This is a genomic window from Sphingomonas phyllosphaerae 5.2 (genome assembly GCF_000419605.1).
GTDB classification, from domain to species: domain Bacteria; phylum Pseudomonadota; class Alphaproteobacteria; order Sphingomonadales; family Sphingomonadaceae; genus Sphingomonas; species Sphingomonas phyllosphaerae_B.
Genome location: NZ_ATTI01000001.1, coordinates 3,343,094 through 3,355,100, shown reverse-complemented (window position 1 = coordinate 3,355,100; position 12,007 = coordinate 3,343,094). Strand labels below are relative to the sequence as shown.

The window sequence follows — 12,007 nt, the reverse complement described above, 5'->3', positions numbered from 1 at the left end:
TCAGGCGCGGCGCTCGCGCCACAACGCCGGCAGCGCCAGCAAGGCGACGCCGGCCAATGCGGTCAGCGTCTTCAGCCATTGCGAAAAGGGTCCGTGACGTTGGTCGACATAGAAGGCCGCATAGACGATCGCGACATGCCAGACATAGACGTGAAGCGAGTGGCGCCCGAGCAGGCGCAGGAAGCGCAGCGAGAACAGCCCGCGCGTCGCCGCCGCCACGCGCCGGACCGCCGCACGGTGATGATCCGCGCCGGCGATCAGCAGCCACGTCAGCCCCACCGTCGCCGCGACGAAGTTGACGAGGTAGATCGGTCCGAAATCGCCGCGGATCCCGAGCAGGTCGATCTTGTCGATCAGCCATTGCGGCAATCGGCCATAAGCGCTGAACAGCCGCAGCGGCGCGAAGAACACGCAGAAGGCCAGCGCCACCTTGGCCGGCGTCGCGGCATCGGCGCGGAACAGGCGGTGCCATTCGACGCGTCCGGAGGCGGTCAGCGCGCCGGCGATCATCCCCGAGAAGAACACCGCCTGCCAGCCGAGCAGGTTGAAGCTGGCGCGCAGGCCCTGACCGTCCGCGGCGGTCACCCACTGCCCCACCGGATCGGTGACGATGCGCTGCATCGACAATTGGCCGGCGATCCACAGCAGGGCCGATGCGGTGGCGACCGGCACCACGCGCCCGTCGAGGCACCAGCGCAGGATCGGCGGCGCGACCAGCATGTAGAGGACGTATTGCGGCAGGATGTCCATGACGGTCGGCTGGAAAAGGAACGCCGCAATCGCCGCCAGTCGCAGCGGATCACCGGTGAGGCTGGTATGCCCCAGCCAATTGCCCCACGCCTGCGGCGCACCCGGCAGCAGCGCGCGCGCGATCAGCACCGCGACGACGATGCCGATCGCCCAGCGATACAGCTGGAACGCGCGCCGCCACACCTGCCGCCGCCCCTCGTGATAACCCGATCTGAGCATCTTGCGGCCGTAGACCAACCCGATCATCAACCCGGAAAGGAAGACGAATCCCTGCGCATCCTCCACGAACGCCAGCTTGTTGTGGTTGACCTGTTGCATCCAGTAATCGCCCTGGAAGATCAGGTGATTGATGAGCATGAAGACAAGGAAGAAGCCGCGCAGGCCGTCGATCAGTCCGTAACGTGGCATTCGCGCTCCCGCCGTGGTGATCGCGATTGTCGACCACCAGCCTCTTAACGCGGGGGCTCCCGCCTGTTAACTGCCCCCCTTCATGGCCAGCGACCTTTCCGACAACCCCCCGATCGGCATATTGGACGCTCCGTTCGACAGTGCGTTGAGCGAGCGGTATCTCGTCTATGCCCTGTCGACGATCACCGCGCGGTCGCTGCCCGACGTGCGCGACGGGTTGAAGCCCGTGCATCGACGGCTGTTGTGGGCGATGCGGCTGCTGCGACTCGATCCGGCGTCCGGCTACAAGAAGTGCGCGCGGGTCGTCGGCGACGTGATCGGTAAATACCATCCGCACGGCGATCAGTCGGTCTATGACGCGATGGTGCGCCTCGCGCAGGATTTCGCGCTGCGTTACCCGCTGGTCGACGGGCAGGGCAATTTCGGCAACATCGACGGCGATAACGCCGCCGCCTACCGCTATACCGAGGCACGGCTGACGCAGGTCGCGATCGACCTGATGGACGGGCTGGACGAGGACGCGACCGAGTTCCGCGCGACCTATAACGGGGAGGAGCAGGAGCCAGAGCTGTTCCCGGGCGCGTTCCCCAATTTGCTGGCGAACGGCGCGGCCGGCATCGCGGTCGGCATGGCGACGAGCGTGCCGCCGCACAATGCCGCCGAGCTGATGGAGGCCGCGATCCTGTTGGTCGACCGGCCGGATGCCGACGATGCCGCGATCCTCGAACATGTGAAGGGGCCGGATTTCCCGACCGGCGGGCTGCTGGTCGATCCGCCCGCGATCATCGCCGAGGCCTATGCCACCGGGCGTGGCGCGTTCCGGGTCCGCGCGCGCTGGGCGATCGAGCGCGAGAAGGGCGGGGCGTGGACGATCGTGGTCAGCGAGATCCCGTACGGCGTCCAGAAGGGCAAGCTGATCGAGCAGATCGCCGGCCTGATCAACGACCGCAAGTTCCCGATCCTCGCCGATGTGCGTGACGAGAGCGATTCGGAAATCCGCATGGTGCTGGAGCCGCGCAGCCGCACGGTCGATCCGCAGGTATTGATGGACGGGTTGTTCCGGCTCTCCGACCTGGAAGTGCGCGTCCCGCTCAACCTGAACGTCCTCGACAAGGACCGTACGCCACGGGTCATGAGCCTGCGCGCGGCGCTGGCGGCATGGGTCGAGCATCAGTTCGTCGTGCTGCGGCGCCGGACCGAGCACCGGCTGCGCAAGATCGCCGACCGGCTGGAGCTGGTCGGCGGCTATATCGTCGCCTTCCTCAACCTCGACCGCGTCATCGAGATCATCCGCACCGAGGACGAGCCGAAGGCGGTGATGATCGCCGAGTTCGAACTGACCGACCGGCAGGCCGAGGCGATCCTCAACATGCGGCTGCGCTCGTTGCGCAGGCTGGAGGAAATGGAACTGCGGCGCGAGCGGGAGGCGCTGGAGAAGGAGCAGGCGACGCTGACGGCGCTGGTCGGCTCCGAGGCGAAGCAGCGCACGCGACTGAAGGCCGATTTCCGCAAGGTCCGCGACCGTTATGGCCCCGAGACGGTGCTGGGCGCGCGGCGGACGACGATCGAGGAACAGGCGGCGGCGCGTGACATCCCGCTGGAGGCGATGATCGAGCGCGAGCCGATCACCGTGATCCTCTCGGCACGTGGCTGGATCCGGGCGATGAAGGGGCATGGCGACCTGTCCGCGCCGGAGACGCTGAAATTCAAGGAAGGCGACGGTCCGGCCTTCGCCTTTCACGCGCAGACGACCGACAAATTGCTGCTGGCGGCGGGTAACGGGCGCTTCTTCACGCTGGCGGCGGACAAATTGCCGGGCGGGCGCGGCTTCGGCGAGCCGGTGCGCGCCTCGATCGATCTCGACGGGAGCGTGCCGATCGTCGCCCTGCTGAGCGCGGCGCGCGCTGCGCGGCTGCTGGTCGCCGCCAGCGACGGGCGGGGCTTCATGGTGCCGGTCGGCGACGTGATCGCCGAGACGCGCAAGGGGAAGACGGTCGTCACCCCGCGCCCCGGCGCGGCGCTGACCGTGGTTCGACCGGTCGGCGGGAGCGACGATTTCGTCGCGGTGATCGGCGACAATCGCAAGCTGGCGCTGTTCCCGATCTCCGAGCTGCCGGAAATGACGCGTGGGCAAGGCGTGCAATTGCAACGCTATCGCGACGGCGGGCTGGCCGATGCGCGGACCCTGGTATTCGCGGAGGGACTCAGCTGGGCGATGGGCGGCGGCAGCGGGCGGACGCGGACCGAAACCGACCTGTCGCAATGGCGCACCGCGCGGGGCGCGGCCGGGCGGATGCCGCCCACCGGCTTCCCGCGCGACAATCGTTTCTGAACGTAGCGCCCGTTATCATCGCCGGCCGGACATCGTTCGATATCGTGTCGCAAGTGTATTGAGAAGACGCAGTATACGATCAGGCAGGGGGTTAAAGCTCGCCTTAACCCTTCGCCGCTAGTGCCGTCGGTGATGGCAACGCGCGCGACATGGCTGACGAGGCAATTGGCGACCCGGCCCAAGTCGTCGGCATTGTCTGCGCGCGACGGGGCATTGGAGCTGGTGCCGATCCCGCTGGCGCTGTTGGCGGCGCGCGACGGAATCGTGCAACGCGAGGTGCACAATCGCGCGTTCGCCCGCGCCGGATTGCTCGACGAACCGGACATCGCGTCGATGGTCGCGGCATTCCTGGCGTCGTCCGGGCAGAGCGAGGAGCGCGACTGGCAGACCGGCGGCACCGTCGAGCGGCGGCATTACCGGGTCAACCTGTCGCGATTGCCGCACCGCAGCGATCAAGCGTGCATCGTCTCCTTCGTCGACCAGACCGCCGAGGTGCGCACCGAAGAGACGCTGCGTCGCGAGATGGCGACCGACAGCCTGACCGGGCTGCCGAACCGTAGCGGCTTCACCGATGCACTGGAGACGAGCATCGCGCAGGGGACCGCACATTGGGCGGTGCTGATGATCGACCTCGAACGGTTCAGCCGTTTCAACGCCTGCCTGGGGTCGCTGACCGGGGACGAACTGCTCATCACGGTGGCGCGCCGCATCAAGGGTGCGCTGCGCGGCTCCGATACGCTGGCGCGAACCGGCGGCGACGAATTCGGGATATTGCTGACGATCGATGCCGGACGCGAGGAGGCGGATCAGGTCGCGCGGCGGATCCGGGAAGCGCTGGCGACGCCGTTTCGACTCAGCGAATATGAGTTGCGGGTGTCGTGCGCGATCGGGATCGCGTTCGGCGATGCCGGGGTAGGCGATGCCGAGGACGTGATCCGCCACGCGCAAGTGGCGATGAAGAAGTCGAAATCGACCAAGGCCGCCGAAGCGTACCAGACCCGCGCACTCGATTCGGCGCGCGAGGAATTCGCGATGGAGACCGCGTTGCGCCGCGCGATCGAGAGCGAGCAGCTGCATCTCGTCTACCAACCGATCCGCGACCTGGCGACCGGCCGGGTCAGTGGGTTCGAGGCGCTGGCGCGCTGGACCGACGATCAGGGCGTGCGCCACGAGCCGGGGCGGTTCATTCCGGTCGCGGAGGAATCCGGGCTTATCGTACCGCTGGGACGCTGGGCGCTCGACAGCGCGCTGCGACGGCTGGCGGAGTGGGATGCGCGCGCCGGCGGGTGCTGCGGCGTTTCGGTGGCCGTCAACCTGTCGCCGATCCAGTTGCAGCGCGATTCGATCCCGGCGCTCGTGGAGCGCGCGCTCTGCGATACCGGGCTGGCGGGCGAGCGGCTGAAGCTGGAGATCACCGAGAGCGCGCTGATCGCCGACCCGGACCGGATCGCGCGCGTGCTGACCGGGTTGAAGGGGCTGGGCGTCGCGATCGCGATGGACGATTTCGGGACCGGCTTCTCGAACCTGGCCTCGCTTCAGAAGCTGCCGATCGACTTGCTGAAGATCGACCGCAGCTTCGTCACCGGGCTGCTGACCGATCGCGACAAGGTGGCGATCGTCCGCGCGATCCTGGGCCTGGCGCAGGCGCTGGGCATGGCCACGGTCGCGGAAGGGATCGAGGCGCACGAGGTCGGGCGCACGCTTGCGGCGATGGGGTGCACGTTCGGGCAGGGTTATGCCTATGCCCGCCCGCTCGAACCCGAGGACGCCTACGAGTTCCTGCGCGCCAGCAACGCCTGAGCCACTTCATCGTCGGCGATCGCTGCGACGCGCCCGGCGGCAGGGAAGCCTTCCGCGATCCAGCGATCCTCGATCGCGCGCAGCGTGCGCGCGACGTCCGGACCCTTGCCCAGCCCGCGCGCGACGAGCGCACCGCCGCCGATCGGAAGCGTCGGCCGTTCCCACCCAAGCAGCGGGCGCGGATCGCCGCCGGCGAGCAGCAGCCGGTCTACTGCCCCCTCGATCCCGGCGCGATAGCCCAGCGCCAGCGGGCCTTCGTCGCCGATGCCGCCGGTGGCCTGTATCAGCCGCTTGCGATCGGCGTTCGACAGCTTCAAGCGCGCACCGACGGCCTCCGCGGCCTCGGGAGCGACCAGCGCGGCGAGTCGGCGGATCGAGTCAGCCGCGACGTGTGCCGCCGCCTCGCTCACCGCGAGATCCTTGAAACGTGCCACGCCGTCGGCGTCGATCTCCGGCACGACGGGGCGGAAGATGCCGCGGGCTTCCATCAGCGTCACGACCGCGACCGCACCGGGCGCGACCAGCAGCTTCAGCAGTTCGGCCGCGATCCGCTCGCGGCTGAGCGCCATCAGGTCGTTGGCGCGCGCGGTACATGCGGCCAGCCCGGCGTCGTCGATCGCATCCCCGAAGCGCGCGTGGAAGCGGAAGAAGCGGAGGATGCGCAGGTGATCCTCGGCGATGCGGCGGTACGGATCGCCGATGAAGCGCACGCGTCGCGCCGCGAGATCCTGGAGCCCACCGAACCAGTCGAATATCTCGCCCGTCAGCGGATCGGCGTAGAGCGCGTTCATCGTGAAATCGCGGCGCGCGGCATCCTCGCGCCAGTCGTCGGAAAAGGCGACCACCGCGTGACGCCCGTCCGTGCTGACATCGCGGCGCAGCGTCGTCACCTCCACCACCGTGCCGTCGGCGATCGCGGTGACGGTGCCGTGCGCGATCCCGGTCGGTACCGACCTGATCCCGGCAGCGGCGAGTCGCCGCACCACGTCCTCGGGCGCGAAGCTGGTCGCGAGATCGAGGTCGGCGACCGGCAGGCCGAGCAGCGAATCGCGCACCGCGCCGCCCACCCAGCGCGCGTGGCCGTGCGCGGCGTCGAGCGCCGCAGTCAGCCGGTCCAGCCCCGGCCGGCGGCGCCATGCGGCGTCGGGCAGCGTCATGCCGGCCATCGCAATCGCCGTGAAAGGTTCACGATCATCCCCGCGGTCGCCCCCCAGATGCGCCGATCGTCCCACAGCATCTCCACGTAACGACGCTCGCGCCCCTCGAACATCGCCGATGCCGGGCGATGGTTCGCCGCGTCGAGCAGAAAGGCAAGCGGCACCTCGAACACGCTCGCCACTTCCGCCTCGCTGGGCACCAGCGGCAGGTCGGGCGGGACGACACCGATCACGGGCGTGATGCGGAACCCGGTGCCGGTGCGATAGGCGTCGGAGGTGCCGATCAGGGTCACCGCCGAACGTGGCAAGGCGATCTCCTCCTCGGCTTCGCGCAGCGCCGCGGTCACCACGTCCTCCCCCGGATCGACCCGCCCGCCGGGAAATGCGACTTGCCCGGCATGGCGGCGCAGCGTCTCGGTGCGCTGGGTCAGCAGCACCCCCGGCGTTGCGCGATCAGTGATCGCCACCAGCACCGCCGCCGGGGTGAGCGTGTCGTCGCCCGGCAGCTCGTGATCGTCGCCGTCCAGCGCCGCCGCGCCCGTCGGCGTGGCGAGCGCTGCGGCCAGCCGTTCTGCGAGCGTCACGCTTGCAGCGCGAAGAACGCGCCCGCGCTCCACACTCCCGGTGGATCGGCGTCGCCGGCCAGCGCGCGTTCGGCCAGTTCGTAATAGACCGATCGTGCCACCAACGCTTCCAAGCCACCGCGGACGTGCAGATAGGGGTGTGGGCCATCGTCGCGCTCCTCGAAGCGCAACGGGTGGTCGGCGGAGGCGACGACGAGTTCACCGGTGTTGAGCCGGAACGCGAGGCTCGCATCGCGACCGTCGCCCTCGATCTTCATTTCCAGCGCGACGAAGGGTGCGTCCTCGACCGCAATGTCGAGCTTCTCGACCGGGGTGACCAGCACATGGCTGCCGTCCGGCTCGCGGCGCAGCACGCGGCTGAACGCGCGGACCATCGCCGGGCGGACGAGGGGCGCGCCCTGGTGGAACCATGTCCCGTCGCGCGCGATCCGCATCTCGCTGTCGCCGCAATGCGACGGGTGCCAGCGCTCGACCGGCGGCAGGCGATCGCTGTCGGCCAGCCGCGCGATGTCGGCGATCGTCAGCGCGTCGAAATCGGGGGGCGGGGCCATCGGCATGACCGTTCACCTAGGATGCGCGTCCGCCGCGGTAAAGGTCAGGCCGCCGCGCTCGCCGTGGCACGTGGGCCGAGCACGCCCGCACCGTCCGGTACGCCAGCGCCGCGGGCGAGCAGGCGGTGGCGCTCGACGGGGCCCGGGAGGCGCCACGCGGCGGTGGCTGCGGCGTCGAAGCCGAAGAAGCGCCCGTAATATTCGGGATCACCGATCAGCACCAGCGGTGGCCCATCCGCGGCTGCGGCCAGCGCGGCCTCCATCAGGCGCCGCCCCAGCCCCTCCTGCTGCCGTTCGGGGACGATCGCGACCGGGCCGACGAGCACCAGCGGATGCACGACGCCGTCGTCGCCGTCGAGCCGCACCGGCCAGCATTGGATGGAGCCGAGCACGTTGCCGTCCTCCACCAGCGCGAAGCTGAGCGCGGGGATCGCATGCGTCCCGGCGCGCAGGCGATAAGCGGTGCGCAGGTGACGGTCGCGACCGAAGGCGCGATCGAGCAATCGCTCCACCGCGGCATTCGCCACCGATCCGATCGGCACCGTCTGGATCACGCCCGTGCTTCCTCCTGCCCGCGATCGAGGTGGACGCCCGGGCGCGCGGGCTTTAGGGCGGAGCCTTGCGATCGGCAACGGACATTGCCGGTCGTCAGGGGCCCCCTCGTGGCGGGCGGTCGGGGAATGCAACCGGGTTGACCGAATGAAGCTCTACGACGCCGATCACGCGCCCAGCCCGCGCCGGGTGCGGATCTACCTCGCTGAAAAGGCGATCTCGGTCGAGCGCGTCGCGGTCGACCTGCGCGCCGGTGAGCATCTGCAACCCGCCTATCTCGCGATCAATCCGCGCGGCACCGTGCCGGCGTTGCAGCTCGACGACGGCGAGGTGATCGGCGATTCGACCGCGATCTGCCGCTTCTTCGAGGCGATGCACGCCGATCCGCCGCTGTTCGGCGCGCGCCCGGTGGAGATCGCGCGCGTCGCGGCGTGGACGCGGCGGATCGAGACCGAGGGTTATGCGGCGGCGGCCTACGTGCTGCGCAACACCGCGACGTCGTTCGCCGGACGTGCCGAGGCGGGAAACTGGCCCCGGCTGGAGCAGATTCCGGCGCTCGCGGGCCGGGGCCGGACGATGTGGGGCACGTTCGTCGCCACGCTCGACGCGCGGCTGGCCGACAGCGAGTGGATTGCGGGCGACCGCTACAGCTTCGCCGATATCACCGCGCTGGTCACGGTGGATTTCGCGCGCGCCGCGAAGCTGGTCGTGTCCGAAGAGGCGACGAACCTGATCCGCTGGCACGAATCGGCTTCGTCGCGCCCGAGTGCGACGGCATGAGCGACGCCCGCGACACGCTCGAACTCGAGGTTCACGACCTGGAGGTGCAGGTGCTGACCGGCATCTACTCCGAGGAAACGCACCTGCCGCAGCCGCTGCGGATTGCGTTGACGGTGCTGCTGGACGCGCCGTCGCATTATGCGCCCGACACGCCGCTGTCGGCGTCGAAGAATTACCTCGACCTGAAACATGCCGCGACGGACGCCTTGTCGACCGCCGGGCATTTCACGCTGATCGAAGCGGTCGCCGATCATATCGCCGAGACGCTGTTCCTCCAGGACGCGCGCGTGCGGCGCGTGAAGGTGAAGATCGTCAAGCTGGCGATCGCCGAGGCTGGCGAATCGATCGGGATCACGCTGGTCCGTCACCGCCGCTGACCGGGGTGGCCTGGGCGGGGGCCGCGCGACACGGCCCGAGTTGTTCGATCACGAACGCATAGTCGGCCTGCGCTTGCGTCGCATCTTCCGGCGCGAGCGAGGCGGTGCTGCGTTCCGGCAGCGTCGCCGGCAGCGCGCAGGCGAGGCGATACCATAGCAAGGTGTCGCGCCGCGGCGCCGCGGCCGCGTCATCGATGATCTCGCTGAGCGCGACCGAGAAGCGCGGCTGCTCGCCCGGCCGCCGCAGGACCGACAGCGCCGCGGGACGATTGTCGCGCGTGCGCAGGAATATCTGCGTCTCTCCCTCGCCGGGCAGCGCACCGGGCACGTGGAAGGCATTGCCGACCTCCGTCACCACCGGGGGCGCATCGGGTGCGACGATTTCAGAGGCGAGCGCACGAACGCGCTGCTCCAACGCGGTGCTCCAATCGTGCTGCGCGTCGGGTTCGACGAGCTGAACTTGCCCGGGGCGTCCCGCAACGGGACGCGCAAAGGCAAGGACGCGACGCTTTTTCAGCGACGGCGTGCGTCCGCGCCAGTCGGGCGCGACATCGACGATCCAGCCGACCCGCGCCGGAATCGCGCTGGCCCCGCGCACCAGCGTTCCCACGTCCGCCTCAACGTAGAAACGCGTCCTGCCCGCGGCCAGCCCGTCCGCCTCGGCTCCCTTGATCCGCGAGGCAGAGCGAATCGTCGCGTCGATCACGAGGGGGCTGGCGATGACAAGGTCGGCGAGATCGGCGTAGCCGAGCGTTGTCGCGACCGTGGCTGGCGCCTGTTGGGCGGCGGCGGGAGGGGCCGCGGCCGGGAGCGCAATCAGACTGGCGGTGTAAAACAGGAAAAAAATACGCTTTGTCATGACGTACGGGATAGACGCGCGCGCACAAACGATACAGAAATAAAAACGTCGCAGTCCGGTTGTACGTTTGTTGCGTCCGACAAAGCGTTTGCGCTCCCAAAACGGGCGCGATAGGACTTGTGTGTCTGTGGTAGCCTATTGGGCGCTACGGAAAGGTAAACAACCCGGCCGGGTCGCGATCCGGCCACGCCACGGGCCGCAGGATGAGGGAGTTTCGTTGCTGAATGGCCTATTCTGACCAGAAGATGAGCGGGGGCAAGGTAGGCGCGCTGGTAATCGTCGCGCTGATCCACGTTGCTCTTGGCTATGCCTTCATAACCGGCCTCGCGACGAATTTCGTCAAGAAGCAGGTCGAGAAGTTGAACACGTTCGACGTCGAGGAGCCACCGCCCCCGCCGCCGGAGGAGCCGCCGCCCCCGCCGCCCGATACGCCGATGACGCCGCCGCCGGTGGTGTCGCCGCCGCCGATCGTGCGCAATCCGAATCCGCCGCCCGTGACGGTCGCGACGGTGCCGACTCCGCCGCCGGTCTATGTGGCCACGCCGACGGTCGCTCCGCCTGCTCCGCCCGCGCCGCCCGCGCCGCCCGCACCTGCGGTCAGCAAGGCTGCCGGTCTCAAGGGTAACCCGGGCCAGTTCTTCGGTGCCGACAACTATCCCCCGTCGGCGATCCGCGCCGAGGAACAGGGACGTGTCGTCGCCAAGCTGACCGTGGGCACCGATGGCCGCGTGACGGATTGCGTCGTGACGACGTCGAGTAATTCCTCGGCGCTCGATCAGGCGACCTGTCGCATCGCCAAGAGCCGCGTGCGTTTCTCGCCCGCGCAGGACGCCAGCGGTAATCCGATCGCCTCCAGCTATACGCTGCCGGTGCGATGGGTGCTGCCAACCAACTGATCCGCGTGACCATGGCCGCGCGGACCAGCATCGCCGGCCGACAACTTATCTGGCTTAAGGAAGAAACCGAATGATCATCAACATCCTCGCCGCGGGTGGGACCGCGGCAGCCGAGAACCAGTTCGGCCTGCAGCAGGCGCTGAAGGAAGGCGGTATCATCTCGCAGTCGGTTTTCACCATCCTCGTGGTGATGTCGGTTGTGTCCTTCTACATCCTCTTCTCGAAGCTCTTCGAGCAGCAGAAGATCATCAACCAGGCCAAGCGCGTCCGGTCGCAGTTCTGGAACAGCAACTCGCTGCGCGAGGGTTCGGCCAAGCTCGAGAAGAATTCCGCCTACAAGCAGCTGGTCGACGACGGCCTGTCCGCTCAGGAGCAGCACTCGAAGCTGACCGATCCGGTCGAGGCGCATGACTGGCTGCACGGCTCGCTCGCGCGTTCGGAGGCAGCGATCAACTCGAAGCTCGGCGGTGGCCTGGCGTTCCTGGCGACCGTGGGCGCGACCTCGCCGTTCATCGGCCTGTTCGGTACCGTGGTCGGCATCTACCGCGCGCTGATCAAGATCGGTGCGTCGGGCGATCCGTCGATCGACAAGGTCGCCGGTCCGGTCGGTGAGGCGCTCATCATGACCGCGCTCGGCCTGGTCGTCGCCGTCCCGGCGGTGCTCGCCTACAACTGGCTGCAGCGCCGCAACAAGTCGATCGCAGAGGACTTGTCGGCCTTCTCGAACGACGTGCTGGGCTTCCTGGCCTCGAACGGCGCGGTTCGTCCGGCCATCGGCAGCACCGTCGCCAAGGCGCCGGTGAAGCCGGCGGTGGCGACCACGACGGCCGGCCAGGCCGGCGGCGTGCAGACTCGCCCGTAAGCGATGGTGTATGCGGGGCCGCCGGTGTGGTGGCCCCGTCGATCACCTCCCGCCGCGCAGCTGCCACGATCGGGTGACGGCGGTGCGGCGGAACGAAGG

Annotated in this window: 12 protein-coding genes; 6 read left to right on the top strand and 6 right to left on the bottom strand. The window is 68.8% G+C overall.

Annotated elements, in window-relative coordinates:
* Complete coding sequence (locus tag SPHPHY_RS20410; protein WP_022687695.1) at window positions 1–1,158, bottom strand: OpgC family protein; 1,158 nt, start codon at window positions 1,156–1,158, stop codon at window positions 1–3.
* 82 nt (window positions 1,159–1,240) lie between these two features.
* On the opposite strand from SPHPHY_RS20410, the gene parC reads away from it, so the two are divergent.
* Window positions 1,241–3,490, top strand: coding sequence for a DNA topoisomerase IV subunit A (parC, locus tag SPHPHY_RS0115975; RefSeq protein ID WP_022687694.1), 2,250 nt, complete (start codon window positions 1,241–1,243; stop codon window positions 3,488–3,490).
* 132 nt (window positions 3,491–3,622) lie between these two features.
* Window positions 3,623–5,290, top strand: coding sequence for a putative bifunctional diguanylate cyclase/phosphodiesterase (locus SPHPHY_RS0115970; RefSeq protein ID WP_022687693.1), 1,668 nt, complete (start codon window positions 3,623–3,625; stop codon window positions 5,288–5,290).
* On the opposite strand, the gene SPHPHY_RS0115965 is transcribed toward SPHPHY_RS0115970, so the two are convergent.
* The 4 genes from SPHPHY_RS0115965 to SPHPHY_RS0115950 are packed head-to-tail and all read right to left on the bottom strand — an operon-like array spanning window position 5,260 to window position 8,136.
* Window positions 5,260–6,456 carry a CCA tRNA nucleotidyltransferase gene (locus tag SPHPHY_RS0115965; protein ID WP_022687692.1) on the bottom strand — a complete coding sequence of 399 codons (1,197 nt, stop codon included), beginning with the start codon at window positions 6,454–6,456 and terminating at the stop codon, window positions 5,260–5,262. The two genes, SPHPHY_RS0115970 and SPHPHY_RS0115965, sit on opposite strands and share 31 nt — an antisense overlap.
* Entirely contained in the window at window positions 6,444–7,031 is a 588-nt protein-coding gene (locus tag SPHPHY_RS0115960) for a CoA pyrophosphatase (RefSeq protein ID WP_022687691.1), read from the bottom strand. The genes SPHPHY_RS0115965 and SPHPHY_RS0115960 overlap by 13 nt, the downstream gene beginning before the upstream one ends.
* On the bottom strand, window positions 7,028–7,588 hold the full coding sequence (locus SPHPHY_RS0115955; protein ID WP_022687690.1) for a DUF1285 domain-containing protein: 561 nt from the start codon (window positions 7,586–7,588) through the stop codon (window positions 7,028–7,030). Before SPHPHY_RS0115955 ends, SPHPHY_RS0115960 begins: the two co-directional genes overlap by 4 nt.
* Window positions 7,589–7,626: 38 nt before the next feature.
* The gene (locus tag SPHPHY_RS0115950) at window positions 7,627–8,136 is read right to left on the bottom strand and encodes a GNAT family N-acetyltransferase (RefSeq protein WP_022687689.1); all 510 of its coding nucleotides are present in this window, start codon (window positions 8,134–8,136) and stop codon (window positions 7,627–7,629) included.
* A gap of 145 nt (window positions 8,137–8,281) precedes the next feature.
* Between SPHPHY_RS0115950 and SPHPHY_RS0115945 the strand changes: the two genes are divergently transcribed.
* Together SPHPHY_RS0115945 and SPHPHY_RS0115940 are read left to right on the top strand one after the other, a co-directional pair.
* A complete protein-coding gene (locus tag SPHPHY_RS0115945) occupies window positions 8,282–8,914 on the top strand; it encodes a glutathione S-transferase family protein (protein WP_022687688.1) in 633 nt (210 codons plus the stop codon).
* Window positions 8,911–9,291, top strand: a complete 381-nt coding sequence (locus SPHPHY_RS0115940; RefSeq protein WP_022687687.1) for a dihydroneopterin aldolase — start codon at window positions 8,911–8,913, stop codon at window positions 9,289–9,291. Before SPHPHY_RS0115945 ends, SPHPHY_RS0115940 begins: the two co-directional genes overlap by 4 nt.
* Here SPHPHY_RS0115940 and SPHPHY_RS20405 read toward each other — a convergent pair.
* On the bottom strand, window positions 9,266–10,150 hold the full coding sequence (locus SPHPHY_RS20405; RefSeq protein ID WP_022687686.1) for a hypothetical protein: 885 nt from the start codon (window positions 10,148–10,150) through the stop codon (window positions 9,266–9,268). The genes SPHPHY_RS0115940 and SPHPHY_RS20405 overlap by 26 nt on opposite strands.
* A 224-nt stretch (window positions 10,151–10,374) precedes the next feature.
* On the opposite strand from SPHPHY_RS20405, the gene SPHPHY_RS0115930 reads away from it, so the two are divergent.
* Together SPHPHY_RS0115930 and SPHPHY_RS0115925 are read left to right on the top strand one after the other, a co-directional pair.
* Entirely contained in the window at window positions 10,375–11,046 is a 672-nt protein-coding gene (locus SPHPHY_RS0115930) for an energy transducer TonB (RefSeq protein ID WP_022687685.1), read from the top strand.
* Between the two features lie 70 nt (window positions 11,047–11,116).
* Window positions 11,117–11,908 (top strand): MotA/TolQ/ExbB proton channel family protein, encoded by a 792-nt coding sequence (locus tag SPHPHY_RS0115925; RefSeq protein ID WP_022687684.1) that lies wholly within the window; start codon window positions 11,117–11,119, stop codon window positions 11,906–11,908.
* Window positions 11,909–12,007 lie beyond the last annotated feature (99 nt).